At 65.9% G+C, this 24,720-nt stretch carries 25 protein-coding genes; 10 read left to right on the plus strand and 15 right to left on the minus strand.

Annotated elements, in window-relative coordinates; all coding sequences use genetic code 11:
* Positions 1–27: 27 nt before the first annotated feature.
* On the plus strand, positions 28–1,476 hold the full coding sequence (locus HH800_RS24565; protein ID WP_169862979.1) for an alginate export family protein: 1,449 nt from the start codon (positions 28–30) through the stop codon (positions 1,474–1,476).
* Positions 1,477–1,543: 67 nt separating this feature from the next.
* Here the strand turns inward: HH800_RS24565 and HH800_RS24570 are convergent, their stop codons facing one another.
* Genes HH800_RS24570 through HH800_RS24580 form a run of 3 tightly spaced genes read right to left on the minus strand, consistent with a single transcriptional unit; the run spans position 1,544 to position 3,680 of the window.
* Entirely contained in the window at positions 1,544–1,699 is a 156-nt protein-coding gene (locus HH800_RS24570) for a hypothetical protein (protein WP_004210133.1), read from the minus strand.
* A gap of 18 nt (positions 1,700–1,717) precedes the next feature.
* Positions 1,718–2,428, minus strand: a complete 711-nt coding sequence (locus tag HH800_RS24575; protein ID WP_169862981.1) for a hypothetical protein — start codon at positions 2,426–2,428, stop codon at positions 1,718–1,720.
* A 40-nt stretch (positions 2,429–2,468) separates the two neighbouring features.
* Entirely contained in the window at positions 2,469–3,680 is a 1,212-nt protein-coding gene (locus tag HH800_RS24580) for a toxic anion resistance protein (RefSeq protein ID WP_004210135.1), read from the minus strand.
* Positions 3,681–3,834: 154 nt separating this feature from the next.
* On the opposite strand from HH800_RS24580, the gene HH800_RS24585 reads away from it, so the two are divergent.
* The 3 genes from HH800_RS24585 to HH800_RS24595 are packed head-to-tail and all read left to right on the plus strand — an operon-like array spanning position 3,835 to position 6,610.
* Complete coding sequence (locus HH800_RS24585) at positions 3,835–4,164, plus strand: DUF485 domain-containing protein (RefSeq protein WP_169862982.1); 330 nt, start codon at positions 3,835–3,837, stop codon at positions 4,162–4,164.
* On the plus strand, positions 4,161–5,867 hold the full coding sequence (locus HH800_RS24590) for a cation acetate symporter (protein WP_169862984.1): 1,707 nt from the start codon (positions 4,161–4,163) through the stop codon (positions 5,865–5,867). The genes HH800_RS24585 and HH800_RS24590 overlap by 4 nt, the downstream gene beginning before the upstream one ends.
* Positions 5,868–5,911: 44 nt before the next feature.
* Positions 5,912–6,610: a DUF899 family protein gene (locus HH800_RS24595; protein WP_169862986.1), complete on the plus strand. Its 699-nt coding sequence runs from the start codon at positions 5,912–5,914 to the stop codon at positions 6,608–6,610.
* A gap of 110 nt (positions 6,611–6,720) precedes the next feature.
* Here the strand turns inward: HH800_RS24595 and HH800_RS24600 are convergent, their stop codons facing one another.
* A complete protein-coding gene (locus HH800_RS24600; protein WP_169862988.1) occupies positions 6,721–8,280 on the minus strand; it encodes a S10 family peptidase in 1,560 nt (519 codons plus the stop codon).
* A 221-nt stretch (positions 8,281–8,501) separates the two neighbouring features.
* Between HH800_RS24600 and typA the strand changes: the two genes are divergently transcribed.
* From typA to HH800_RS24615, 3 genes are all read left to right on the plus strand, one after another.
* On the plus strand, positions 8,502–10,319 hold the full coding sequence (gene typA, locus HH800_RS24605; RefSeq protein ID WP_004210140.1) for a translational GTPase TypA: 1,818 nt from the start codon (positions 8,502–8,504) through the stop codon (positions 10,317–10,319).
* A gap of 106 nt (positions 10,320–10,425) precedes the next feature.
* Complete coding sequence (locus HH800_RS24610; RefSeq protein WP_004210141.1) at positions 10,426–10,596, plus strand: hypothetical protein; 171 nt, start codon at positions 10,426–10,428, stop codon at positions 10,594–10,596.
* Between the two features lie 107 nt (positions 10,597–10,703).
* Positions 10,704–11,879, plus strand: a complete 1,176-nt coding sequence (locus tag HH800_RS24615) for a hypothetical protein (protein WP_235681970.1) — start codon at positions 10,704–10,706, stop codon at positions 11,877–11,879.
* Here the strand turns inward: HH800_RS24615 and HH800_RS24620 are convergent.
* The 4 genes from HH800_RS24620 to HH800_RS24635 form a co-directional block, all read right to left on the minus strand.
* Positions 11,876–13,240, minus strand: a complete 1,365-nt coding sequence (locus HH800_RS24620; RefSeq protein ID WP_235681971.1) for a sensor histidine kinase — start codon at positions 13,238–13,240, stop codon at positions 11,876–11,878. The two genes, HH800_RS24615 and HH800_RS24620, sit on opposite strands and share 4 nt — an antisense overlap.
* Complete coding sequence (locus HH800_RS24625) at positions 13,237–13,968, minus strand: response regulator (RefSeq protein WP_169862991.1); 732 nt, start codon at positions 13,966–13,968, stop codon at positions 13,237–13,239. The genes HH800_RS24620 and HH800_RS24625 overlap by 4 nt, the downstream gene beginning before the upstream one ends.
* Before the next feature lie 44 nt (positions 13,969–14,012).
* The gene (locus HH800_RS24630) at positions 14,013–14,921 is read right to left on the minus strand and encodes an intradiol ring-cleavage dioxygenase (protein WP_169862993.1); all 909 of its coding nucleotides are present in this window, start codon (positions 14,919–14,921) and stop codon (positions 14,013–14,015) included.
* Positions 14,922–15,036: 115 nt separating this feature from the next.
* Complete coding sequence (locus tag HH800_RS24635) at positions 15,037–16,317, minus strand: MFS transporter (protein ID WP_235681972.1); 1,281 nt, start codon at positions 16,315–16,317, stop codon at positions 15,037–15,039.
* Positions 16,318–16,445: 128 nt separating this feature from the next.
* Here HH800_RS24635 and HH800_RS24640 point away from each other — a divergent pair, with 128 nt between their 5' ends.
* The 3 genes from HH800_RS24640 to HH800_RS24650 all read left to right on the plus strand — a co-directional run bounded on the left by HH800_RS24640 (position 16,446) and on the right by HH800_RS24650 (position 19,675).
* Positions 16,446–17,759: a NupC/NupG family nucleoside CNT transporter gene (locus HH800_RS24640; protein ID WP_004210148.1), complete on the plus strand. Its 1,314-nt coding sequence runs from the start codon at positions 16,446–16,448 to the stop codon at positions 17,757–17,759.
* A gap of 66 nt (positions 17,760–17,825) precedes the next feature.
* On the plus strand, positions 17,826–18,881 hold the full coding sequence (locus HH800_RS24645) for a DUF1176 domain-containing protein (RefSeq protein ID WP_169862995.1): 1,056 nt from the start codon (positions 17,826–17,828) through the stop codon (positions 18,879–18,881).
* 32 nt (positions 18,882–18,913) lie between these two features.
* Positions 18,914–19,675: an HAD family hydrolase gene (locus HH800_RS24650; protein ID WP_235681973.1), complete on the plus strand. Its 762-nt coding sequence runs from the start codon at positions 18,914–18,916 to the stop codon at positions 19,673–19,675.
* A gap of 13 nt (positions 19,676–19,688) precedes the next feature.
* Here the strand turns inward: HH800_RS24650 and HH800_RS24655 are convergent, their stop codons facing one another.
* From HH800_RS24655 to HH800_RS24685, 7 genes are all read right to left on the minus strand, one after another.
* Positions 19,689–19,994 carry a type II toxin-antitoxin system RelE/ParE family toxin gene (locus HH800_RS24655; protein WP_125985711.1) on the minus strand — a complete coding sequence of 102 codons (306 nt, stop codon included), beginning with the start codon at positions 19,992–19,994 and terminating at the stop codon, positions 19,689–19,691.
* The gene (locus HH800_RS24660; RefSeq protein WP_099231618.1) at positions 19,991–20,239 is read right to left on the minus strand and encodes a ribbon-helix-helix domain-containing protein; all 249 of its coding nucleotides are present in this window, start codon (positions 20,237–20,239) and stop codon (positions 19,991–19,993) included. Before HH800_RS24660 ends, HH800_RS24655 begins: the two co-directional genes overlap by 4 nt.
* Before the next feature lie 358 nt (positions 20,240–20,597).
* The gene (gene egtD / locus HH800_RS24665) at positions 20,598–21,554 is read right to left on the minus strand and encodes an L-histidine N(alpha)-methyltransferase (RefSeq protein WP_169862997.1); all 957 of its coding nucleotides are present in this window, start codon (positions 21,552–21,554) and stop codon (positions 20,598–20,600) included.
* 5 nt (positions 21,555–21,559) lie between these two features.
* Positions 21,560–22,828 (minus strand): ergothioneine biosynthesis protein EgtB, encoded by a 1,269-nt coding sequence (gene egtB / locus HH800_RS24670; protein WP_169862999.1) that lies wholly within the window; start codon positions 22,826–22,828, stop codon positions 21,560–21,562.
* Positions 22,829–22,921: 93 nt separating this feature from the next.
* Positions 22,922–23,776, minus strand: a complete 855-nt coding sequence (locus HH800_RS24675) for a GGDEF domain-containing protein (RefSeq protein ID WP_169863001.1) — start codon at positions 23,774–23,776, stop codon at positions 22,922–22,924.
* 126 nt (positions 23,777–23,902) lie between these two features.
* On the minus strand, positions 23,903–24,478 hold the full coding sequence (locus HH800_RS24680) for a cob(I)yrinic acid a,c-diamide adenosyltransferase (RefSeq protein ID WP_169863003.1): 576 nt from the start codon (positions 24,476–24,478) through the stop codon (positions 23,903–23,905).
* 6 nt (positions 24,479–24,484) lie between these two features.
* Complete coding sequence (locus tag HH800_RS24685) at positions 24,485–24,718, minus strand: twin transmembrane helix small protein (RefSeq protein ID WP_004210155.1); 234 nt, start codon at positions 24,716–24,718, stop codon at positions 24,485–24,487.
* Between the last annotated feature and the right edge of the window lie 2 nt (positions 24,719–24,720).

Below are 24,720 nucleotides of genomic sequence, written 5' to 3' on the forward strand. Positions count from 1 at the left end.
AGAAAAACCCAAATTCGGAGAGTATGCATGTTCGATCTCCTGGCGCCCGTCTTGGCCGCCTCCGCAGCACAAGCCGCCCCGTCCCCGCCGCCCGCTCCTGTCGACGTCGCGCAGAAGGATGCGGCGCCGGCCGAAGCCCAACTGCCGCCATCACAGACCAGCGAGCGGCCCAAGGCGCCCAAACCCGCCTTCCGCCCGATCAACCATGACGAGGATTATTCCGGCTTCCGCGACGTGCGCGACGCCAACCTGTGGACCCGCCTCAAATATCTGCCGATCGTCGGCAACACCTATGCGACGCTCGGCGGCGAACTGCGGCTGCGCCCCGAACTGCGGTTGGGCGAGCGCTGGGGCCGCGGCCCGCAGGATGATGATGGCAATTTCCAGCAGCGCAGCCGCATCTGGGGCGATCTCCAGGTCGAAGGTCTGTTCCGCGCTTTCGTCGATCTCGAACATGCAACCAGCACCGGCCTCGATTCCGTCGTCGCCCCGATCGAGGAAGGCCGGCTCGATTTCAATCAGGCCTTTGTCGAGGCGCATGTCCCGGTCGGCAAGGGTCGCATCACCGCCCGCCTCGGCCGGCAGGAAATCGGCATCGGCAACCAGACCGTGTTCGACATGCGCGAAGGCGCCAACACTCGCCGCTCGCTCGACCTGCTGCGCGTCATGGCGACCCAGGGACCATGGGATGGCGGCTTCCTCACCGGTCATACCGTGCTGGAAAAGCTCGGCACCTTCGATGACAAAACCAACCATGATTATGACCTGACCGGCTTTCATGCCGGCCGCAGCTTCGGCGCCGGTGCCCGCACCGGCCGCGCCGAAGCACTGTTCGTCTCTTCCGACCGCGCCAGCCTCGCCTTCGACAGCGAAGCCGCCGCCCGCGACCAGCGCCGCACCCTGTCGCTGCGCTATGCCGGCAGGCGCGATGCCTGGAGCATCGATGTCGAGGGCATCCGCCAATGGGGCTCGTTCGGCGATCTCGACATCGATGCCTATTATGTCACCGGCACCGCCGCCTATGGCTGGCAGGGCGGATGGAAGCCCAAGCTGGCGCTGCGCGTCGATGCCGGCTCGGGCGACAAGAACCCCAATGACGGCAAGATCGGCACCTATGCGCCACTCTTCCCCAAGCCGCTCACCTATAATGGCGACCTTGGCCCGCATAATCTGACGATCATCCAGCCGCAACTGTCGATCCAGCCGACCGCAAAGCTGACGCTCGACCTCTCGGTGGCAGGTCTGTGGCGCACCTCCACCAAGGATGGCGTCTATTCTCTCGGCGGCCAGGTGCTGCGGCGCGGCGACGAAAGCGACAGCCGCTTCTTCGGCAAGCGCGCGACGGCGGCCGGCCAATATGCGCTCAACCCGTTCATGACGCTGGGCTTCTACACCATCTATGGCGACGTGTCGGAAAAGTTCAAACCCGGCCGCGACCTCTATTACGCCGCCACCTACCTGACCTTCCGCTTCTAGATCAGGCAGTGTGGATGTGCCGGAGGCGGGCGGGATCGCCGGTCTCCTCCGGCACAGGCAGCGGCTGTCAGCCCCGCCGTCGCCAGCGCCGGAACAGCGATAGCCCCAGCACCCCGCCGCCCACCACGGCCGCGATCGCGCCGCCGGCCGAGGCCAGCGCCCAGGCCCCGGCGGCCAGCAGGCCCGTCAGGAAGTCGACGATGATGAGGGTGAGGTGGATCATGCAGGAAGGAAGACGGCGCTAGGCGCCAAGTTCCTTCGCCTCCTGATATTTCAGCTCCAGAAAACGATTCTGGGTCGCCAGCTTGTCGAGATCGCCGCTCGCCAGCTGCTCGCTCATCCGGCCGATCTCGGCATCGATTACCGACAGTCCCTCGATCAGCTGCTTCTCGGGCACGCGGCCATTGCGTTCCTCGCGGCGCAGCTGCGCGGGGATCGACTGATAGCCGGTGACCAGTTCGGGCAGATGATCGGCCAGCAACTTGCGAATCTCGTGCGCGGCGGGATCCTGCTCGCCCAGTCGTTCGAGCTGCGGCGCCAGCGTCTCCAGCTTGACGCCGATGCTGTCGACCAGGGTGACCGCTGGCGCGGGCAGCGCCTTGCGCTGATTCTCCAGCCAGATTTCGGTCTTGAGCGGCAGGGCGGTCAACGCCGTGTCCGCCAGCTTGTCCGGGCTGACCGCCCGCTCGCCCGGCAACAACGCGAAGAACAATGTGGTGATCAGCAGCAGGCCGAGCACGATCATCACGCCACTGGTGCCCAGCGGCATGAACCAGCCCGCGATCATGGCCGCGATGATGATCGCGAAGGCGGCGCCCGCGATCCGGCCCAGCCGCCGCATGATCGATGCGTTGCGCCGTTCGCGCGCGCGGCTGGTCAGGCTCTTGCCGCGCTCGCTATGGCGGCGCAGCACCGCCTCGGCATCGGCCAGCACGCGGTCGGACCGGCTCATGCCATCAACTCCAGGAAAAGGGGCAGGGTGGGGCGCATCCTTATCCCTCGATCGCGCTCAGCAGCGGGTTTTCCGCGCGCGCTTCCTTGGCGGCCTGGGCTTGCCCCTCGGAGCGCGCGATATAGCCCTTGGACTTTTCCACCTCGTTCGACAGCACAGTGACTGTCGTCTTCATGTTTTCGAGTGCCTTGAGCTTGAACGTGTCGATATTGTCCATCGTGTCGTAGATATTCTGGAAGGCGCGCTGCAGCGTCTCGATCGGGATGGTGCTGCTGGCGGCCTGCTCGTGGATCTGCGCGGTCTGGCTCTTGAGCAGTTCGCCGGTCGAATCAATGATATTGGCCGTCGTGGTGTTGAGCGCGGTGATCTGTTCCAGCACCAGCCGCTGGCCGACCAGCGCCTGCGCCACGGTCACGGCGGTGCGTAGCGCGGCGACGGTGGTGGTGCTGGCACGATCCACGCCCTTCACCAGCTCGACATTATTCTTCTTCACCAGGTCCAGTGCCAGATAGCCCTGCACCGTGACCGCCATCTGGGTCAGCAGATCCTGGGTGCGCTGGCGGATGTAGAAGAGCGCGCTCTCGCGGATCGCCTTGGCCTTGGTCGGATCGGTCGAATCCAGCTCCAGCGCCTTGGACTCGAGGCGCGCGTCCATGGTCTTGCTGATGTGGATCATCTGTTCCAGCTTGCCCATGGTCTGCCACATATTCTGGCGTTCCACGTCGATCGCGGCATTATCCTTGATCAGCACATCCTTGCCGCTGGCGAGCGATCCCAGGATCGAATTGATATGCGTCTGGCTCGATTTGTAGCTGTCGAAATAGTCGCGCATCTTGTTGCCGAACGGGATGATGCCGAACAGCTTCTTGGGCGCGGTCAGGCTGCCGCGCTTGCCGGGATCCAGATCCTCCACCGTGCGGCGCAGTTCAGCGAGGTCCGCGCCGACCTTGTTGTCGCTGTCCATCGCGCGCACCGGCCGATCGAGGAAGCGGTTGCTGTGCCCGGCGGCCTCGGCAATTTCCTTGCGACCCATATTGGTCAGCTGGTCGACGCGCTGGCCGAAGGCAGGCGAATTGGCGTCCTGCGCCACCAGATCGTCGATGAAGGCATCGACCTTCTCGTCCAGCTTGGATCGCTTTTCCTCGTCGATCGGCACCAGTCCCGCCGCCTTTTCGGGCGCTACCACCGGCACCGGATCGGGCGGCGTGAGGTTCAGCGTATCAGCGGTCGCGGTCGGCGCGGTCGAAGCCATGTCATCTCCCAGGGGCCAGATCGGCCTGACTGTCATATGTGCATAAAACAGTAAGGCCGCAAGTCTCTCTCCGTGCAGATATAGGCGCTCGGGCCATGCCATTGCAATCGCTCGCCGCCCGGCTAGCATGGCGGTCAAGAACAGGGGAGCATGGATGACGCAAGAGGCTGGGCGCACGGACGAGGCGCTGATCGCGGCGGTGGGGGCCGATCCCCGCTATATCGAACTGGTGGCGCGGCGGGCGCGGCTGGGCTGGTGGCTTTCGGCGATCATCTTCGCCGCCTTTGTCGGCTATCTGGCGCTGATCGCCTTCGACAAGGCGCTGCTGGGCATGCCGATCGGCGATGGCGTCACCTCGATCGGCATTCCGATCGGCCTCGGCCTCATCCTGCTCGCGATCGCGCTGACCGGCCTCTATGTCGCTTATGCCAACCGTCATCATGACGCACAGATGGCCGCCATCCTCAAGGATCATGGCGCATGAGGGCGCGGCTTGCCGGCGCGCTCGCCCCCGTTCTTGCCCTGATGCCCGCTCCCGCCTTCGCCGCCGCACTGGAAGGGGAGGCGCAGCGTCAGCCGATCAACTGGGTGGCGATCGCGATGTTCGTCGCCTTTGTCGGCCTGACCCTGTGGATAACCAAGGCGGCGGCCGCGCGCACCCGCACCGCGTCGGACTTCTACACCGCGGGCGGCGGCATCAGCGGTTTCCAGAACGGCCTTGCCATGGCGGGCGACTATATGTCCGCCGCCTCCTTCCTCGGCATATCGGCGCAGATCTTCACCGACGGCTATGATGGCCTCATCTACTCCACCGGCTTCCTCGTCGGCTGGCCGATCCTGCTGTTCCTGATGGCGGAGCGGCTGCGCAACCTTGGGCGCTTCACCTTTGCCGACGTCGCCTCCTACCGCTTCGCCCAGCCGCCGGTGCGCAGTTTCGCGGCCATCTCCACCCTGCTGGTGGTCAGCTTCTACCTGATCGCCCAGATGGTGGGCGCGGGGCAGCTCATCAAATTGCTGTTCGGTCTGCCCTATGCGGTGGCGGTGGTGATCGTCGGCGCGCTGATGATGCTCTATGTGCTGTTCGGCGGCATGCGCGCGACCACCTGGGTCCAGATCATCAAGGCGGTGCTGCTGCTGGGCGGCGCCAGCTTCATGGCGCTGATGGTGCTGGCCCAGTTCGGCTTCTCGCTCGAAGCGCTGTTCGCCCGCGCGGTCGAGGTGAAGAGCGCGGCTGCGCAGGCGGCCGGTGCCACCCCGGTCGAAGCGGCAGCGAAGGGCCGCGCGATCATGGCGCCGGGCGGCTTCATCAAGGATCCGGTCTCGGCCATCTCCTTCGGCCTCGCGCTGATGCTGGGCACGGCCGGCCTGCCGCATATCTTGATGCGCTTCTTCACCGTCCCGGACGCCAAGGAAGCCCGCAAGTCGGTGCTGTGGGCGACGGGCTGGATCGGCTATTTCTATATCCTCACCTTCATCATCGGCTTCGGCGCGATCATTCTGGTCGGCACCGATGCCGGCTACAAGATGGCGGACGGCACGCTGCGCGGCGGTGGCAATATGGCCGCGATCCATCTCGCCCACGCGGTCGGCGGCAACGCCTTCCTGGGCTTCATCTCGGCCGTCGCCTTCGCGACGATCCTGGCGGTGGTGGCGGGGCTCACCTTGTCGGCCGCCTCGGCGGTCAGCCATGACCTCTATGCCACGGTGCTGAAACAGGGACGGGCCAACTCCGCCGACGAACTGCGCGTCTCGCGGATCACGACCCTGGCGCTGGGCGCGCTGGCGGTGCTGCTGGGGCTGGTGTTCGAGAAGCAGAATGTCGCCTTCATGGTCAGCCTCGCCTTCGCGCTGGCGGCATCGGGCAATTTCCCGGTGCTGATCCTGTCGCTGCTGTGGAGCGGCTGCACCACCCGTGGCGCGGCCTGGGGCGGCACGATCGGGCTGCTGACGGCCTTCGTCCTGACGCTGCTGTCGCCGGCGGTGTGGACCACCACCTTCGGCCTTGGCCTGGCGCCTTTCCCCTATAGCTCGGCGGCGATCTTCTCGGTCCCGGCCGGCTTCATCGCCATCTGGCTGATCTCCCGGCTCGACCGCTCGCCCCGCGCGGCGGTGGACGAGGCCGGCTATCCGGCCCAGCGGGTGCGGGCGGAAACCGGCATCGGTGCCTTCGCTGCCAGCGACCATTGAACCTTCTCCTCCCGCGCCGCGTTCGGCGCGGGAGGAGAGAGGCCATGGACGAACAATTGACAGCGGCCGCCGACATGGCGGCGCATCGCCAGCCGGCATTTCCGGGCGAAAGCGCGGACTATGCCAAGGCGCGGCAGGATCTGCTGGCGGCGGAGATCGAATTTCGCCGCCACATGACCCGCCTGACCGCCCAGCGCCAGGCGCTGCCGCCCGGCCCGCTGATCACGAAGGATTATCGCTTCAAGGACGAACAGGGCTTCGAGGTCGGCCTGATCGACCTGTTCGGCGACAAGGATGTGCTGGTCAGCTATTATTGGATGTATGGGCCCGAACGCGAGCGACCCTGCCCGATGTGTACGAACTGGATCGGCGCGGTCGATGGCAATGCCGCCGACATCAAGCAGCGCGTTGCCTACAAGATATTGAGCCGCAGCCCGGTCGAACGGCAATTCGCCTTCGCGCAGGAGCGGGGCTGGCGCAACACCGACTTCATCCAGACGATCGGCGACGATTATGCGCGCGATCTCGACCTGCTCCAGCCTGACGGCGAATATCCTGCGCTGATCGTCTATCGCCGCGACGGCGATCAGGTGCGGCTCTTCTGGATGAGCGAGATGGGTCGGGAGATGGCCGATCCGGGCCAGGATCCCCGCGACGCGCCCGACATCGCCGCGCTCTGGTCGATCCTCGACCTGACGCCCGAAGGGCGGCCGGCCGACTGGTATCCGAAGCTGCGCTATTGACCCTCGCCGTCATCCCCGCGGAAGCGGGGATCCATCTCCCGACGATGCAACTATGCGCCAAGTCAGGAGATGGGTTCCCGCCTTCGCGGGAATGACGACGGGAAATCAGATCAGCGCGCGCCCTCGGCGTAGTAGCGCTCCATATCCAGCCGCATCTGGTGCAGCGCTTCCGGGTTCAGATAGACCATGTGGCCCGCCGGATAATATTTGAACTGCAGGTTCGGCCGCAGCGCCGGCTCCAGCATCATGTGCTTGAGGTCGCGCTCGGTCGAGAAGAAGGGCGTCGCCATGTCATAATAGCCGTTCAGTGACAGCACGCGCAGATGCGGGTTGATGCGCATCGCGGTGCTGAGGTCGGCGGTGACGTCGGCGACATTCTGCTTGCGGCCCGACGGCGGCTCATGGCTCCAGTCCCAGTTGAAGGCGCCGCCTTCCCGCGCGCTCAGCCGATAGCTGAGATCGGTCTGATAGCCGAGCTTGTTGGTCAGCTGATCCAGGAAGCTGCCGACATAGAGGCCGCTGATCGCGGTGTCGGACGGATCATATTCGGGATCCTCGCCCGCCGCATCCTCGTCGATCCCCTTGTAGCGGCTGTCGAACCGGCCCAGCGTCTCGCGCCCGCCGCGCAGCAATTCCTTGCGGAAGCGGCTGAGGCTGACGCGCAGGTTTGCGCGCTTCAAATAATCGACCGACAGGCCGGTGAAGCGGCTCATCTGCTGGGCGACGGCTTCTTCCTCCTGGGCGCTGATGTCCTGGCCCTTCAGCAGCGCGGCGGCATAGGGGCCGTTGGCGAACTGGCGCGCTTCCTCGACAAAGGCTTCCAGGCTGGCCGGGCGGCCGCCGGGGACGCGGTTATGATACCAGGCGGTCGCCGCATAGCTGGGCAGATAGCCGATATGGATGGTGTCGAAGCCCGACTGGCGGATGCCATAGTTCATGATCGACGACAGCAGGATGACGCCGTTCAGCGCCATGCCGCGATCTTCCAGCTGATAGGCGAGCGCGCCCGATCGGGTGGTGCCATAGCTTTCGCCGAAAATATATTTGGGGTCGCCCCAGCGGCCATTCTTGGTGGTGTAGCGCAGGATCGCCTTGGCAAAGGCATCGACATCCTGGTCGACGCCATAGAAATCTGCGCCCTTGGCGTCGCCCAGCGGCCGCGAATAGCCCGATCCCACCGCGTCCAGGAACACCATGTCGGTGCTGCCGATCAGGCTGTCGGGATTGGGGCCGACATCGAAGGGCGCGGGCGCGACCGCTTCGGGATTGCCGGTGCGGACATGGTCGGGCGCAAAGCTGCCCATGCGCAGCCACAGCGAGGCCGAACCGGGACCGCCATTGTAGAAGAAGGTCAGCGGCCGATGCTTACCCGGCGCGGTATAGGCGGTGTAGAAGACGCTGGCGGTCGGCTTGCCCTGCGCATCGCGGATGGTCAGCGTGCCGGCGGTCGCGGTGTAGGCGATCGACTTGCCGTCGACGCTCGCCGTGCCCTTGCTGGTCTTGGTCACTTCCTCGACCGGGGCGCTGGCCCAGTTCTTGGCGATCTCGTCTGCCGTCTGCTCGGCATGCTGCTTGGCGGCGTCGGGCGCGCCATCCTTCTGGGCGAGGGCGGGGTGGGACAGGGAAAGGGCGAGGAGGGAAGCAAAGCCAAGGGTGGCGGTCAGCCGCATGGGGTGTCCTTTTCTTTTCAGGGTGCGAACCTGACGCGGTGTCATAGGCGGCTGCCACAGCGGGGCAAGGGAAACATCATAACATGACAGGATATTCATCTGCCCTCCGGTCGATCCTTCCGCTGCCCTTGCCGCATCGCGTCATTTCCTGTAGGGGCGCGCCCGAAGCCTCTGCGCGGCCTTGTGTCGGCCAGGGGAGCCCCATATCCCAAAGGCAAGACATGTCCCTGCGTAATATCGCGATCATCGCGCACGTCGACCATGGCAAGACCACGCTCGTCGACCAGCTTTTCCGCCAGTCCGGCACCTTCCGCGACAACCAGCGCGTCGAAGAGCGCGCCATGGACTCGAACGACCTGGAAAAGGAACGCGGCATCACCATTCTGGCGAAGCCCACCTCGGTCGAATGGAACGGCACCCGCATCAACATCGTCGATACGCCCGGCCACGCCGACTTCGGCGGCGAAGTGGAGCGCATCCTCTCGATGGTCGACGGCGTGATCCTGCTGGTCGATTCGTCGGAAGGCGCGATGCCGCAGACCAAGTTCGTGACCGGCAAGGCGCTGGCGCTCGGCCTCAAGCCGATCGTCGTCGTCAACAAGGTCGACCGACCCGACGAGCGCATCCAGGAAGTGCTGGACGAAGTGTTCGACCTGTTCGTGACGCTCGACGCCACCGACGAACAGCTCGACTTCCCCGTCCTCTACGCATCGGGCCGCAACGGCTATGCCAGCGAGGATTCGCAGCGTCGTGAAGGCACGCTGGAGCCGCTGTTCCAGAAGATCGTCGACCATGTCCCGCCGCCGTCGCTGGACCAGGATGCGCCGTTCAGCTTCCTCGTGACGCTGCTCGACCGCGACAACTTCCTGGGTCGTATCCTGACCGGCCGCGTCCAGTCGGGCACGGTCAAGGTCAACCAGCCGATCCACGCGCTGGATGCCGAAGGAAACGTGATCGAAACCGGCCGCGCGTCGAAGATCATGTCGTTCCAGGGCCTGGACCGCGTGCCGGTCGAGGAAGCCAAGGCAGGCGACATCATCTCGCTCGCCGGCCTGACCGTCGCGACTGTGGCCAACACCATTTCCGACCCGCAGGTCAGCACCCCGATCAAGGCGCAGCCGATCGATCCGCCAACCCTGTCGATGCGCTTTGCCGTGAACGACTCGCCGATGGCCGGCCGTGAAGGCAGCAAGGTGACGAGCCGCATGATCCGCGATCGTCTGGCCCGCGAAGCCGAATCCAACGTTGCCATCAAGGTGACGGAATCGGACGACAAGGACAGCTTCGAAGTCGCCGGCCGTGGCGAACTGCAGCTGGGCGTCCTCATCGAAACCATGCGCCGCGAAGGCTTTGAACTGGGCATCTCGCGTCCCCGCGTGCTGTTCGGCGAAGACGAGAATGGCGGCAAGACCGAGCCTTACGAAACCGTCGTTATCGACGTGGACGATGAATTCTCGGGCACGGTCGTCGACAAGATGAACATCCGCAAGGCCGAGATGACCGACATGCGTCCCTCGGGCGGCGGCAAGACCCGCATCACCTTCTCGGCGCCCTCGCGCGGCCTGATCGGCTATCATGGCGAATTCCTGTCCGACACGCGCGGCACCGGCATCATGAACCGCCTGTTCGAGAAGTACGGCCCCCACAAGGGCAAGATCGAAGGCCGCAAGAATGGCGTCCTGATCTCGAACGGCGCCGGCGAAGCCAATGCCTATGCGCTGGGTCCGCTGGAAGATCGCGGCATCCTGTTCGTCGGCGTGGGCGAAGCCCTCTATGAAGGCATGATCATCGGCGAAAACGCCAAGCCGGAAGACCTCGAAGTCAACCCGATGAAGTCGAAGGCGCTGACCAACTTCCGCGCCAGCGGCAAGGACGACGCCGTCCGCCTGACCCCGCCGAAGAAGATGACGCTGGAACAGGCGATCGCTTACATCGACGACGATGAAATGGTCGAAGTCACGCCCAAGACCATCCGTCTGCGCAAGCGCTACCTCGACCCGAACGAGCGCAAGCGCATGAGCCGTTCGAAGGCTGCCTGATTTATCAGGGTGGCCCTATTAAGGCCGCCTGATTTCCGGCTAGACAAGATATGAAAGGGCCGGTGTCGCGAGGCGCCGGCCCTTTTCCTTTATCCAGGAGGCTGCAATGGCCGATCTCTATCTCAAGGCGTTGGAATCCGAGCGGCGCAAATTATGGGCCGAATGCCGCCTCAAGGGCCTGCCCAAGGGCACGCCGGAACGCGAGCGGATCGTCGAGATCGACGCGCTGCTCAAGGCGCACAAGGCCAAGAAGGACGGCAAGTCCGCCAACCCGTGACGGCCGCCATTTTCCGGTCGGCTCAGCATAAATCCCGATAGGCGGGAAGGGCATGCTTCCTATCGTCGCGGTTCTCATGGGCCGAGGCGAAGCGGAAGGGCGTGCAAGTGACCAACGAAGCGGACGCCGAAGGGCACGACCTGTTCGAATGGGGGCCGCCGCGCGGGCTGCCTGGCCTTGTCCGTCTGTCGGTGCCGGCCCTGCCCACGGTGCGCGCCCGCGCCCTGCTTGCGCTGGCGATCGGCTGGTTGGCGCTCCTGCTGCTCATCCTCGTCCTGCCGGGCCATGACCGGGCTGGCGACCTGCGCCATTTCCTGCGCGACGTCGGGGCGCATGCCCGCTTCGCCTTTGCCGTGCCGCTTCTGCTGGTCGCCCATGTCGAAACCGCGCGGCGGCTGGGCGCGGTGGTGCGCCATTTCGCCATTTCCGGGCTGATCCCGCCCGATGCCGGGGACGGATTGAAGGCTGAACTGGCCAGAGCGCGCGCGGCGGTGCGTGCGCCGGTCGCCGAACTGCTGGTGCTGCTCGCCGCCTATGCGATCATCCTGTGGTTGTTCGCGACCGGCATTTCGAACCATGGCCTGCCGGCCTGGACCATCGCCGGGCCGGGGCGGCTATCGGCGGCCGGCTGGTGGCATATGCTGGTCAGCCTGCCGCTGTTGCTCACACTGCTCATGGGCTGGCTCTGGCGCATCCTCGTGTGGACGCGGCTGCTGCACAAGGTCGCGGCCATGGACCTGCGGCTGGTCGTCGCCCATCCCGACAATGCCGGCGGCCTGGGCTTTCTGGCCCAGTCGGTCCGGGCCTTCGGCACCTTTGCGCTGGGGATCGGCTGCATCACCGCGGGCCGTTTCGCCAACGTCCATCTCCAGGGCGCTGCGACGCCGATGACCGGCGGCTTCCTGATCGGTGGCACGGTGGCGCTGGTGCTGCTGCTGTGCGTTGCGCCGCTCGGCGTGTTCCGCCCGGTCATGGCGCGGGCCTGGCGGCGCAACGCGATGCATTATGGCGCGCTGGCGGTGGCGCTGGGCCGGTCGTTCGAGGATCGCTGGTTCGATGGCAGCGCGAAGGAACAGCCCGATCTTCTCTCCGCGCCGGATTTTTCGGCGGCGGCCGACCTCTATGGCGTGGTCTCCAACGTCTATGCCATGCGCTTCCTGCCGGTCGACCTGCGCAGCCTGCTGATCCTGATCGCGGCGACGCTGGCGCCCTTTCTGGTGGCGATGTTCCTGTCGATGCCGACTGCGATGGTGCTGCAGGAACTGAAGGGAATGATGCTTTAGCGGTCGAGCGGCAGGATCACCGTGGCGCGCAATCCGCCCTCGGCCCGGTTGGCAAAGCCGATGCTACCCTCATGTCCCTCGGCAATGGTGCGGGCGATCGACAGGCCCAGGCCCACGCCACCGGTCTCGCGATTGCGCGACGCTTCGCCGCGATAGAAAGGCTCGCACAGCCGGTCGAGAATCTCGGGCGGAACGCCGGGGCCGGAATCGACCACATCGACGATCGCCCGGCTACCCTCGACGCGCAGGCTGACCCGCGCCGATCCGCCATAGCGCACCGCATTCTCGACCATGTTGCCGATGCAGCGGCGCAGCGCGAGCGCGTCGCCCTCTATCACGGCGCGCTGGCTGGCGGTGACGACGACATCATGGCCCATGTCGGCCAGGTCGTCGGCCAGCGTCTCGACTATCGCCGACAGGTCGATGCGCGCGCGCTGGCGCCCTTCGGTCCCTTCGCGCATGAAGTCGAGCAGGTCGGTGACCATCGCCCGCATTTCCTGCACGTCGGCCTGCGCCTTGGCGCGCGGGCCGTCGGGCAATTGTTCCAGGCGGAAGGACAGGCGCGTCATCGGCGTGCGCAGGTCATGGGCGATGGCCACCAGCATGGCGGTGCGTTCCGACACATAATCGGCGATCCGCGCGCGCATGTGATTATAGGCGATGCCCATGGCGCGCACTTCGGGCGGGCCGCCGATCGGCAGCGGCTCGGCGCGTTCCGGCCGCTCGCGCGCGGCCCCTTCGGCCAGCAGGCGGATCGGCTGGGTAATGCGCCGCGCCACCCAATAGGCCGGCAGCAGCAGCAGGATGAAGATGCCCGCCATCAGCGACAGGGTGATCGCATACCAGCGCCAGTTCGGCCCCTGCCGACCCAGCAGCACCGACCAGTTCCTGCCATCCTCGCGCACGGCCAGGGCAAAGCTGCCGCGCAGCATCATCCGGCCGGGGTCGAACTCCATCCCCATGTCGGGTCGGGGCCCGATCTCCGGTCCGGGGCGCGGCATGCCGATCGGCGGCCGTTCCTGGATCAGCGCCACCGCATTGGCCGGCACGCCCAGCAGGCCGGCAATGCGCTCGGCCCCCGCACGGTTGCTTTCCTGCCCCGCGTCGGGCGCGGGGGCGCGATCCGATTGATAGCGGCTGATCTGCCAGCTGCCGGGCGGCTGGGTGCCGCCGCGCAGCAGGCCGGTCGCCTCCACCAGCATCATCGGCCGGGCATGGGGCGGGGGGCCGCGAAAGGCGACCAGCATCATCGCGCCCAGCGCCAGCAACAGGGTCGCGGCGACCAGAAAGACGATCCGGGTCAGGATCGAGGGGTTGTAGCGCCCCCGCTCGCCGGCGCCCGGCAGCATCGCCGGGTTCACGCCGGGCGGACCTCGGCGGTGAACATATAGCCTTCGTTGCGGATCGTGCGGACCAGTTCGTCGCCCATCTCGCCACGCTCCAGCTTGCGGCGCAGGCGGCTGACCTGGACATCGATCGCCCGGTCATAGCTTTCCGCGTCGCTGCCGGCCGAATAGTCGAGCAACTGGTCGCGGCTCAGCACCCGGCGCGGATGCTCGATGAAGGCGCGCAGCAGGCGGAACTCGCCATCGGTCAAGGTGACGACGACATTGTCAGGGTCGGTCAGCAGGCGCACGCCCATGTCGACCTGCCAGCCGGCAAAGCGCAGCCGCTGCCCGGCGGGCACCTGCGGTTCCGATGTCTGGCGGCGATTGCGGCGCAGCACGGTGCGGACGCGGGCGAGCAGTTCGCGCGGATTGCACGGCTTGGGCAGATAATCCTCCGCCCCCATTTCCAGCCCGACGATCCGGTCGATATCGCCGCCGATCGCCGACAGCATGATGATCGGCAGGTCGCCGTTCGCGGCCAGCCGGCGCAGAATCGACAGCCCGTCCTCGCCCGGCATCATCACGTCCAGCACCGCGATGTCGAATGTCTGCACGGCGAGCGCCTGATCCATCGCCACGCCGTCCGCGACCGCGGTCACGGCAAAGCCATGCTGCTCCAGAAAATCCGACAACAGGATGCGGATGTCCGCATCATCGTCGACCACCAATATGCGCGATCCGTCCATATTGGCGGTCAGCATATCGATTGAAGGCGATCCCTGCAAAGTCATCCGCATAATTCCTGTCAGATGGCGATGCCGACCGTCACCGTGCCGGTGAAGCCATTGGTCGTATCGCCGGTCATGGTGGGCGTCATCGCCGCGACCTGGGCCGACGTGTTGTCGCCGAACACATTGTCGCTGCTGGTGGTGATCTTGGCGAAATTGGTCTTGCTGCTGGAATAGCCGCTGGTCGCATAGACCGTGTTGCAGGCATCCGTCGGCATCGCGAACTGCGACGTCAGCACGCGGTTGGCATAGCTGGTCGCCTTGGCGAGGCTGGGATAGACCTCGAAATGGATATGCGGGAAGCGCCCGTCATAGCAGCCGGGGAAGATGCTGGTGAAGGTCACCTGGCCATTGGCATCGGTCACCCCCACGCCGCGCAGGTAATTTTCGCCTGGCACGGTGTAGAGCGAATAGAGGCCGTCGCGGGTGCAATGCCAGATATAGACGGCATAGCCCTCCAGCGGCGCGCAGCTGCCATTGACGTTCACCACCGTGATGGTCAGCTGCATATAGATGCCCTCGGCGGTGCCGCTCGACGATCCGAAGCTCGACCGTATGTCGGTGCGCACGATGCCGGTATCGTCCAGCACATTGACGACGCTGCCATTGCTGCTGTTCGATCCGTCCGCCGGATAGGGGCCGTTGGTTTCCTCCGGATCGGCGATGCAACTGCTCGACGTCGGGGTCGGCGTGGGTGTTGGCGTCGGGGTAGGGGTGGGCGTCGGCGTGGCGGTCGATGTGTCAGTGTCGCTGTCACTGCCGCCGCCACCGCAGGCGGTGATCAGCGCGGCGCTGCCGGCCGAAAAGAGCAGGCGCAGCGTGCGGCGGCGGCCGATCGCCTCGCCAGCCAGCTTGCGCATCTGCGCCAGGTCATCGGCCAGGCCATGGCCATGGCCATGGTCGTCATGCGCGCCATCCTGCATCATCTCGCTCTACCCTTCTGTCGTCTGTGGACTGTCAGAAGGGCAGGACTAGGCGCGCCATATATCCTCGCGATGTCTCGACGTGGCGGCTTTGTAGCGCTTTATGTCAATGGTCCCTTCAATGGCCGCGCGGCCGGGCAAAGGCCGGGCGCGGCAGGCTGGCAAGCGCCAGGCTGCTGCCGACCATCAGGACAAGCGTTATCCACAGGAAGGGCGCATAATTGCCGAATCGGTCGAAAATCGCCGACGCGCCCAATGGCCCGGTGGCGGTGCCAACCGATAGTGCCATCAGCAGTCCGCCATAAAGGCCGCCAAAGGTCTTGAGGCCGAAATGCTGGGTGGTGAGATAGACGATCACGTCGACCTCCGCGCCCAGTGTCAGGCCGATCAGCGCGGCCGCCGCGATCAGCAGTGCGACATTGTTTCCGGCGCCCAGCAATAGCAGGCTGGCGGCCGCCGGCAGCAGGAAGACGCCGGCACCGACCAGCGATCCACGGAATCGGTCGAGCAGCAGGCCGGTCGCCAGCCGGCCGATGATCGAGCAGAGGCCCACGACCGATGCGATGCCGGCCGCGCGCATCGGGTCCGCGCCGCGATCGGTCAGGATCGGCACGAAATGCACGACCAGCGCGATGATGGTGAAGGTGAAGAGCAGGCTGGCGAGCAGCAGGCGGTGATAGATGGATGAGCGCACCCCTTCGGCCAGCGTGGCGCCGATAGCGGGTGCCGCAGCGGTGGCCACAACGGCTTCTCCGCGCCGCCGATCACGCGCGCCACGAAAGAAGAGGAAGATCAGCGGGAAGCTGCACGCCGCCCAGATCGCCGCCTGGATCGGCGCGGCGCGTTGCCAGCCATATTGGCCGATCAGCCAGCTGCCCATCAGCGGAAAGATGGCGACCGCGATCGATGCGCCGCACAGGGTGATGGCAAAGGCCAGGCCGCGTGACGCCTCGAACCGGGTGGCGACGGCGCTGGTCCAGATCGTCGCCTGCACCGGCAGGGTGGCGAGCGCCAGCAGCGCCCAGAGCAGATACCATTGGCCGGGGCTGCCGGTCGCCGTGCCCAGCAGGGCAAAGGCGCCACAGGTCAGCAGCACGCCGACCAGCCCGAAGATGCGTGGCCCCAGCCGGTCGACCATCAGGCCGATCGGCACGGAAAAGACGGCCTGGACCAGGGTGGACAGGGTCAGGCCCACCGTCACCTGCGTCCGCGTCCAGCCAAACTGGTCGCTGATCGGCTGGATATAGGGGCCAAGCCCATAGATATGGATGACGCTGGTGGCATAGCCGAGCGCGGCCGCGATCGGCAGCATATAATGACGCCGCCATTCCGTAGCGGCACCGGGCTTGTCGGTATCCATCAGCATCGCCTCTCCCCATCGCATCTTCTGTGTCGCCATGGTTCTGATCGATTTGGGCGAAAAAAGCGAGGCTATCTCATTTATATCGCGGGGCGGGATTCCCTGCTGGTTTCCGCGCGCTGGCCCTGTATAGTCGCGCGGTTTGCCCATTCCCGCGAAAGCGCTTCATGCATCTTCTTATCGGCCTCGCCGGCATATTGCTGATTCTTGCCATTGCCTTTGCCCTCTCTTCCAACCGCCGCGCGATCCGGCTGCGCGTGGTCGGCGCGGCCTTCCTGCTGCAGGCGGGGATCGCACTGTTGGTGCTCTATGTGCCGGCCGGACGCGCCATCATCGCGGGCATGTCGCACGGCGTCGCCAATCTGCTGGGCTATGCCCAGGCGGGGACCAATTTCATCTTCGGCCCGCTGGCGAAGCCCGAAATCGGCGGCGCCAGCTTTGCCATCGCCGCACTGCCGGTGATCATCTTCTTCGCCAGCCTGGTGTCGATCCTCTATTATCTGGGCATCATGCAGTTCATCGTCCGCTGGGTCGGCGGCGCGATCGAGAAGGTGACGGGCGTGTCGAAGGTGGAAAGCCTGTGCGCCGCGGCCAACATCTTCGTCGGCCAGAGCGAAAGCCCACTGGTGATCCGTCCCTATCTCGCCGGCCTCAACGGGCCGCAGCTGTTCGCGGTGATGACCAGCGGCATGGCGGGCGTCGCCGGCACGATCCTCGCCGCCTATGCCTCGATGGGGATCAAGATCGACTATCTGCTCGCGGCCAGCTTCATGGCGGCGCCCGGCGGCCTGCTGATGGCCAAGATCATGATGCCCGACGAACCGGAATGCGAACCGGAACTGCCGCTGGAGGATGATATCCACCTGCCCGAAACGCGCCGCGCGGCTGCGGTCGCGGCGGTGCTGAACGCGGAAACCACGCCGGGCGAACCCATGCCCGTCGCCACCCATGACGAGGAAAAGCCCGCCAACATCATCATGGCGGCGGCGCAGGGCGCCCAGACCGGCGTCAAGCTGGCCGTCGCCGTCGGCGCCATGGTGCTGGCCTTCGTCGCGCTGGTGGCACTCGCCAACGGCATCCTCGGCGGTATCGGCGGCATCTTCGGCTATCCCGAACTCAGCTTCCAGCAGCTGCTCGGCTATGTCTTCTCGCCGGTCATGTATCTGCTCAACATTCCCTGGAACGAGGCGCAGGTGGCCGGCGGCCTGTTCGGCACAAAGGTCGTGCTCAACGAATTCGTCGCTTACATCAATCTCGGCCAGGTGCAGGACGGCCTGTCGCCCTCGACCATCGCCATCATCACCTTTGCCCTATGTGGTTTCGCCAATTTCAGCTCGATCGCGATCCAGATGGCGGTGACCGGCAACCTTGCCCCCAATCAGCGGCCGATGATCGCCAAGCTGGGGCTGAAGGCGCTGGTCGCCGGCAGCCTGGCCAATCTGATGAGCGCCGCGCTGGCCGGGTTGATGTTAAGCCTTTAACCAAATCATTTCGATTACTTAACAGAGGCCCTACCCCCGGCTTAACAAATCGGTTATGGTTAACCGATGGGGGAACTTAGATTTTTCGCGGCCGTCTTAACGGCCATCGGCGCCATTGGCATGGCAACGGCGCAGACCAACGCGCCCGCGCCCAAGCCTGGCACGCTTGAAACCTACAAGGACTGGACCATCGGTTGCGACAATCGCAACCGGTGCGAGGCGGTGTCGCTGCTGCCCGGTGGCGACTGGCCCGACAATCCGGTGATGGTCGGCGTCGCCCGTTCGGCTGGTCCCGATGCCGCGGCCGAAGTCTGGGTCAGCCGCGATGCCAAGGGTTCCTCCGACGTCAGCTTCCTGGTCGACGGCCGCAAGGTCGCGACGGTGACCGCGCGCGATGGCGACGCCACCCTGCGCGGGCCGCAGGCGTCGGCGCTGGCGATCGCGATGGCGCGCGGCAGCACGATGGAAGTGCGCACCGGCAACCGGTCGCTCGGTCGTCCCTCGCTTGCGGGCGCGGGCGCGGCGATCCGCTACATGGATGCGCGCCAGGGCCGGGCCGGCACCACCACCGCGCTGGTCGCGACCGGGCCGCTCGGTCCGCTGGCGGTGCGCGTCGCGCCGCCGACGCCGGCGATCCATCGCGCGGTCATCGCGACCGGCGATGCCCCGGCCGCACTGTGGCGCGAGGAGCGGACCGCGCTCGGCAAGTTCACCGGCTGCACCGACGAGATGGCCAATGGCCAGTCCGAACTGCATCGCCTGTCGAAGAATGACACGCTGATCCTGGTTCCCTGTGGCTCTGGCGCCTATAATTTCACCACCGTGCCGGTAATCGCCAGCGGCATTCCGGGCCGTCGCAGCTTCCGCTTCGCGCCGTTCGACTATGCACCCGGCTGGGGCACGGAGGAGATCGGCCATCCCACCCTGGTCAATGCCGGTTGGGCGCCTGAAAAGTCGCTGCTGCAAAGCTTCGCCAAGGGGCGCGGCATCGGCGATTGCGGCACCAGCCAGACCTATGTCTGGGATGGCAGCCGCTTCCGCCTGACCGAAGCGACCAGCATGGGCGAATGCCGTGGCGCCTGGCGCTGGATCCCCGTCTGGACCGCGCAGGTCGTCGAATAGGACGCGGCTGCAATAGGAAAATTGCAGCCCCGATGGCGCGCTTTGCAATGGAAATATTGCAGCGCACCCACCATATGATGGGCATGGCAAGCACCGCATCCCTTTCCGACGCGCCGCCGCAAGCCGCCGCTGCGCTGCCCAACCCGATCCGCGCCGTCATCTTCGACATGGACGGTACGCTGCTGGATACGGAGGCCGCGCATCGCGACGCCTTCGCCCGCACCGGCGCGGCGATGGGCTGGCCGATGTCGGACGAGATGCTGCTGTCGATGGTCGGCATCCATCGCGACGAAAATCTGCGGATGCTGGCCGACCGCATGGGGCCGGAGTTCCCGGTCGATCAATTCTATGCCGACAGTGACGCGCTGTTCGTCGCCGCGCTGGAGGCGGGCATTCCACTGCGGCCGGGCGCGGAGATCATATTGGATCATCTTGCCAGGGCCGGCATCCCGATGGCGATCGCGACTTCGACCATGGCGCCCTATGCCCAGCAGCGGCTGGAGAAGGCCGGGCTGCTTCCTTATTTCCAGACCGTCGTCACCCGCAACGACGTCGACCGGCCCAAACCCGACCCGCAGCCCTATCTGCTGGCGGCTGAGCGGCTGGGCGTCGATCCGGCCGATTGCGTCGCGGTGGAGGACAGCCATGCCGGCGTCCGCGCCGGCGTGGCAGCGGGCATGGCGACGGTGATGATCCCCGATCTCCTGCCGCCGACCGAGGAACTGGTCCTGGCGGCCAGCGCGGTCCTGCCCAGCCTGCACGACCTGCGCGACCTGCTGCTCGCGACGGAATAGGCTGGGGGCGGCTTCAGGGTGTCTGAAGCATCGGCCCCAGATCGCGGACCGCATGGATGACGCGCTGGACGGTGACCATTTCTCCGTCCACATGATAGGCGATCAATAGCCGGCGCTCGAAGGTCAACGTCCTCAGGCCCGTGATCAGATCATCGCGTGGAGATCCGCGATCGGGGAAGTCGGACAGTGCGGCAACGCGCTCCTCGATCCGGGCCAGATAGCGGTCGGCCGTGGCGAGGTCGGCTTCCGCACGCACCCAATGGTGAATCGCAATCAGATCCTCGATCGCCAATGCCGACAATTGGACATGATGGCTCATGCCTTGTCGATCGCGGCCCTGACCTGCGCAAATGCCTTGTCGAGTGGCATCGGGGGACGCGGATCGGCCAGCGCTTCTGCCACGCGGACGCGCACCAGTTCGTCCAGCACAGCCTCTTCGCGATCCAGCGCGCGCAGACCGGCGCGCATGACTTCACTCATGGATGCATAGCGGCCGGATGCCAGATGGCGCTCGGCATGGGATGTCATTTCGCCCAGCGTCACGGTGATTGCTTTCGCGGCCATGCTTGCCTCCATTCCGATATGATTTTATCATATCGCATCTTCGGCCCCGATGCCAGTTGCCCGGCAGCGGCGACAGCCTCACCCTCGCTTTCCTACTCAGCCTTTCTCTGATCTATCCTGGGCGATGGAAGCCGTGCCCCAGTTCCGCCCCGCACCATGGCGCTTCAGCCGTCCAGTGTCGCTTCACTGTCGCCTCGTTGTGGCGTCCGTGTCGCGTCGAAGGCGCGTCGCCCTGACCCGATTGTCGCGCGACTGTCGCTTCACCGGCGCGGGGCAGGCGCATGGCCGGCGCATTTGGCCGGAATCAGCCCCACGACACTGTGAACTTCGACTGTCGCGTGAAATTCCCCGGCAGATTCTACCCCGCCTTCGCCAGCACCAGCGCGAACAGGCCGTCCGGGTCCATCCACTCGGCCATGGGTTCCCATCCGCCCGCGCGCAGCAGCAGCCGTTCGTCGCGCGCGCCATATTTATGGCTGCTCTCGGTATGAATGGTCTCGCCGGCCTTCATGTGGAAACATTGGCCCGCGACATGGAAATGCAGCGGTTCGGTCGCTTCCAGATGCATCTCGATCCGCGCCTTCTCGTCATTCCAGATGGCGCGATGGGCAAAGGCCTCGACCGGCAAGTCGCCCTCCAGTTCGCGGTTGATCCGCACCAGCAGGTTGCGGTTGAAGGCGGCGGTGACGCCGGCTTCATCGTCATAGGCGGCGATCAGCCGATCGCGCTCCTTGATCCGGTCCATGCCGATCAGCAGCATGGCCTCGTCACCCAACAACCTGCGCATCGCGCGCAGCAGGTCGACGGCGGTGTCGGGTTCGCTGTTGCCGATCGTCGAGCCGGGGAAGAAGCCGAGCCGCGGCAGCCCGTCGATCGCATCGGGCAGGGCCAATGTGCCCGTGAAGTCGCCGACCAGCGGCAGCACCGGCAGTCCGGGAAAGGCGCTCGCCAGTTCGGCGCTGCTGGTGCGCAGGAAATCGCCGCTGATGTCGATCGGCACATAGGCGGCGGGATTGATCGCGCGCAGCAGGTGCGGTGTCTTGCGCGCGCTGCCGGCGCCGAATTCCACCACCGCCCGACCGGCGCCGATGGCGGCGGCGAAATCATCGCCATGGCCGGCCAGCAGCGCGGTTTCGGTGCGGGTCGGATAATATTCGGGCAGGTCGGTAATATCCTCGAACAATTCCGACCCGCGCCGGTCATAGAACCAGATGGGCGGGGTCGCCTTGGGCGATCGGGCAAGGCCGGCCAATATGTCGCGACGGAATGCCGGGTCGATGGTGCGGGCGGCGGGCATGTCGTGTGTCAGCAGCATGGGGCTTACAGATCCTTGGCCAGCCGCAGTCCCGTGAACTGCCAGCGTTGATGGGGGTGGAAGAAATTGCGGTAACTGGCGCGGACATGGCCGCGCGGGGTGGCGCAGCTGCCGCCCTTCAGCACGAACTGCCCGGACATGAACTTGCCATTATATTCGCCGACTGCGCCGGGGGCGGTGCGAAAGCCGGGATAGGGGCGATAGGCGCTGCCGGTCCATTCCCATACATCGCCGAACATCTGGGTCAGGCTGGTGCCGTCTTCGGCGGCGCGGGGGCGGGGGCAGGCGGCGCCGTCCAGTTGTTCGCCACTGGTCGGCGCGATGTTGAGCGCCGCGCTTTCCCATTCCGCCTCGGTCGGCAGGCGCGCGCCCGCCCAACTGGCATAGGCGTCGGCCTCATACAGGCTGATATGGCAGGCCGGGGCGGCCGGATTGACCGGCTGGCGTCCGTCCAGGCCGAAACGGGTCCAGCCCTTCTCGCCGCGCTGCCAGTAGAGCGGCGCCTCTATCCCTTCCGCCTGGACCCAGGCCCAGCCATCCGAAAGCCACAGCGCCGGGTCACGATAGCCGCCATCCTCGATGAAGCTGATCCATTCGCCATTGGTGATAGGGCGGTGGGCCAAAGCATGGGGGCGCAGGAAGACCTTGTGGCGCGGCCCCTCGCAATCGAAGGCGAAACCGGCCTTGCCGTCGTCGCCGATCTCGACCAGCCCCTCGCGCCCCTCGATCCAGTGCAGCGGTCCGGGCACCGGCGCGGGCATCGCCCTGGGTGCATCGAACAGGGCAGGGGCGATGGGATTGAGCGAAAAAAGATGCTGCAAGTCGGTCAGCAGCAATTCCTGATGCTGCTGCTCATGCTGCAGGCCCAGCGTCACCAGCGTGCAGGCGGCCTCCGGCAGATGCGGCATGGCGGCCAGCAGCGCGGCATCGACATGGGCGCGATAGGCGCGCACCTCGTTCAGGCTCGGCCGGGTCAGCATGCCCCGCATCGGCCGGGCATGGCGGGGGCCTTCCGCCTCATAATAGCTGTTGAACAGATAGGCGAAGCGGTCGTCGAACGGGCGATAGCCCTCGACATGATCGCGCAGGACGAAGGTTTCGAAGAACCAGCTGACATGGGCCAGATGCCATTTGGCGGGCGATGCGTCGGGCATCGACTGCACCGTGGCATCCGCGTCGGACAGGGGCGTCGCCAGCGCCTGCGTCAGGGCGCGGACGGCGCGATAGCGTTCCGCCAGCGCGTCCTGTCCGGGCTGGATCCAGATTTTGGCCATGCACGCCCCTTTCGATACGGTTGCACCGCTCTCGCAAGGGGTAAGCGCATGACCGGGCAGGTCGGTTCCTTGCCGGCCCGCCGTGGTTCAGAATCAGGCGGCAGTGCGCTCCGGCCGGGCACGGCGCAGCTGGTTGCGACCATTGGCCTTGGCTTCGTACAGCGCCTGGTCGGCAAGGCGCAGAACCTCGTCCATCTCCTCGCCCTTCCAGCGACAGATGCCGGCGGAAAAGGTGATCGGCAGGCCATCGACATCACCCAGCGGATGCTCGCGAATCTGTTCGGCCAGGCGGGCCAGCGACCAGCTCGCCTCATCCTCGATACAATTCTGGAAGAAGACGGCAAATTCCTCGCCGCCCCAGCGCGCGACCATGTCGATGCGCCGGATCTGGGCCGACAGGCGGGTGGCGAAATCGCGCAGCACCCGGTCGCCCTCGTCATGGCCCAGCCGGTCATTGACCTGCTTGAAATGATCGATGTCGATGATCGCGATACAGCCCTGGCGCTTCTCGACCGGCAGCTCTTCGATCTGGGCCAGCAGGCCGCGCCGGTTGGCGATGCCGGTCAGCGGATCCTCATGCGCCGCCACCTGCAGTTCGTCCATCTGCGCGCGGGTCGATGTCGCGGCGCGGTGGACGCCGGCATAGAGGGTGCGGATCACGTCGCCGACTTCGGGCAGGACCGGCGCCTCTTCACTGTCGGGGCGCAGCGTATCGGCCAGCGCATGGATCGGGCTCAGCAGCGCGCCGATCCCCATCAGCGCCATGATCGTGCCGACCAGCGTGGCGCCAAGCAGCAGCAGGAACTCGGCCAGTGCGATCCGGCCGGTGGCCATGCCCCAGCTGATATAGCCGATCAGCGGCAGATGGGTCGCGACGAAGCAGAGTGCGAACAGGCGCAGGCGCAGGCTGCGCGGAAAGATGAAGGATGTTGCCAGATAGAATTGCATCTTGGCCCTCTCACTAATTGCGAATAACCCGCAAATTTGGAGAATTGGCTAAACGCGCTCTGAATGAATAGGGTTAATGTTGCGCTGCAAGGCAAAGCGTGTCCGATGGTAGTCAGGCCGTTGAAATCAGACCTGTCTTGACGCGCCCGGCACCCATTTAACGTCCCGTGCACCATTGTCGTTCAGCCGGCGGGCAAGCACGAACAGCAGATCGGACAGGCGGTTGAGATAGGCCAGCGCCTGCGGATTGAGTGCGACATCGACGGCGGCGGCCGTCGCGCTGCGCTCGGCCCGGCGGGTGGTCGCACGGGCGAGGTGGACCGCGGCGGCGGCCGGACTGCCGCCCGGCAGGATGAAGCTGTCGAGCGGGGCCAGATCGGCGTTCATGTCGTCGATCTGCTGCTCCAGTCGCGCGACCTGCCCGGCAATGATGCGCAGCGCCCAGGGCTCGTCCGCGCCATCCGGGATCGGCGTAGCGAGGTCCGCGCCCAGATCGAACAAATCGTTCTGGATGGTGGTCAGCCAGGCCGCTTCTGGCCTGTCGCCGATCGCCAGGATGGCCAGCCCGATCGCGCTGTTCGCCTCGTCCACGTCGCCCACCGCCTGCATGCGCGGCGCATGCTTGGGCAGGCGCGACCCATCGACCAGACCGGTGGTGCCCGCGTCCCCGGTGCGGGTGTAGATCTTGTTGAGCTTGACCATCAGCCCTCAGCCATTGCCCTTCATCATCAGCAACAGGGCGATGATGATGACGGCGCCGGCCTGGAACAGGATGCGGTTCATCATCATCCGGTTCTGCTTCAGGCTGGACGGGCGCGGCGCCCCCTCCGGCAGGTTCAGTTCCTCCTTCGTCGCCTGGAGGAAGGCGATGATGCCGCGGACAAGCGCGAACAGGGTCGCGGCCATGGCAAGGATCAGGGCGATGACGAGCACGGTGGTCATGG

This window comes from Sphingobium yanoikuyae, assembly GCF_013001025.1.
In the GTDB taxonomy this organism is placed as follows: domain Bacteria; phylum Pseudomonadota; class Alphaproteobacteria; order Sphingomonadales; family Sphingomonadaceae; genus Sphingobium; species Sphingobium yanoikuyae_A.

Excerpts from the sequence above, each read along its gene's own strand:
- HH800_RS24565 (WP_169862979.1), top strand. The coding sequence starts at position 28 with ATGTTCGATCTCCTGGCGCCCGTCTTGGCCGCCTCCGCAGCACAAGCC.
- HH800_RS24570 (WP_004210133.1), bottom strand. The coding sequence starts at position 1,699 with ATGATCCACCTCACCCTCATCATCGTCGACTTCCTGACGGGCCTGCTG.
- HH800_RS24575 (WP_169862981.1), bottom strand. The coding sequence starts at position 2,428 with ATGAGCCGGTCCGACCGCGTGCTGGCCGATGCCGAGGCGGTGCTGCGC.
- HH800_RS24580 (WP_004210135.1), bottom strand. The coding sequence starts at position 3,680 with ATGGCTTCGACCGCGCCGACCGCGACCGCTGATACGCTGAACCTCACG.
- HH800_RS24585 (WP_169862982.1), top strand. The coding sequence starts at position 3,835 with ATGACGCAAGAGGCTGGGCGCACGGACGAGGCGCTGATCGCGGCGGTG.
- HH800_RS24590 (WP_169862984.1), top strand. The coding sequence starts at position 4,161 with ATGAGGGCGCGGCTTGCCGGCGCGCTCGCCCCCGTTCTTGCCCTGATG.
- HH800_RS24595 (WP_169862986.1), top strand. The coding sequence starts at position 5,912 with ATGGACGAACAATTGACAGCGGCCGCCGACATGGCGGCGCATCGCCAG.
- HH800_RS24600 (WP_169862988.1), bottom strand. The coding sequence starts at position 8,280 with ATGCGGCTGACCGCCACCCTTGGCTTTGCTTCCCTCCTCGCCCTTTCC.
- typA (WP_004210140.1), top strand. The coding sequence starts at position 8,502 with ATGTCCCTGCGTAATATCGCGATCATCGCGCACGTCGACCATGGCAAG.
- HH800_RS24610 (WP_004210141.1), top strand. The coding sequence starts at position 10,426 with ATGGCCGATCTCTATCTCAAGGCGTTGGAATCCGAGCGGCGCAAATTA.
- HH800_RS24625 (WP_169862991.1), bottom strand. The coding sequence starts at position 13,968 with ATGCTGACCGCCAATATGGACGGATCGCGCATATTGGTGGTCGACGAT.
- HH800_RS24630 (WP_169862993.1), bottom strand. The coding sequence starts at position 14,921 with ATGATGCAGGATGGCGCGCATGACGACCATGGCCATGGCCATGGCCTG.
- HH800_RS24635 (WP_235681972.1), bottom strand. The coding sequence starts at position 16,317 with ATGGCGACACAGAAGATGCGATGGGGAGAGGCGATGCTGATGGATACC.
- HH800_RS24640 (WP_004210148.1), top strand. The coding sequence starts at position 16,446 with ATGCATCTTCTTATCGGCCTCGCCGGCATATTGCTGATTCTTGCCATT.
- HH800_RS24645 (WP_169862995.1), top strand. The coding sequence starts at position 17,826 with ATGGGGGAACTTAGATTTTTCGCGGCCGTCTTAACGGCCATCGGCGCC.
- HH800_RS24650 (WP_235681973.1), top strand. The coding sequence starts at position 18,914 with ATGGCGCGCTTTGCAATGGAAATATTGCAGCGCACCCACCATATGATG.
- HH800_RS24655 (WP_125985711.1), bottom strand. The coding sequence starts at position 19,994 with ATGAGCCATCATGTCCAATTGTCGGCATTGGCGATCGAGGATCTGATT.
- HH800_RS24660 (WP_099231618.1), bottom strand. The coding sequence starts at position 20,239 with ATGGCCGCGAAAGCAATCACCGTGACGCTGGGCGAAATGACATCCCAT.
- egtD (WP_169862997.1), bottom strand. The coding sequence starts at position 21,554 with ATGCTGCTGACACACGACATGCCCGCCGCCCGCACCATCGACCCGGCA.
- egtB (WP_169862999.1), bottom strand. The coding sequence starts at position 22,828 with ATGGCCAAAATCTGGATCCAGCCCGGACAGGACGCGCTGGCGGAACGC.
- HH800_RS24675 (WP_169863001.1), bottom strand. The coding sequence starts at position 23,776 with ATGCAATTCTATCTGGCAACATCCTTCATCTTTCCGCGCAGCCTGCGC.
- HH800_RS24680 (WP_169863003.1), bottom strand. The coding sequence starts at position 24,478 with ATGGTCAAGCTCAACAAGATCTACACCCGCACCGGGGACGCGGGCACC.
- HH800_RS24685 (WP_004210155.1), bottom strand. The coding sequence starts at position 24,718 with ATGACCACCGTGCTCGTCATCGCCCTGATCCTTGCCATGGCCGCGACC.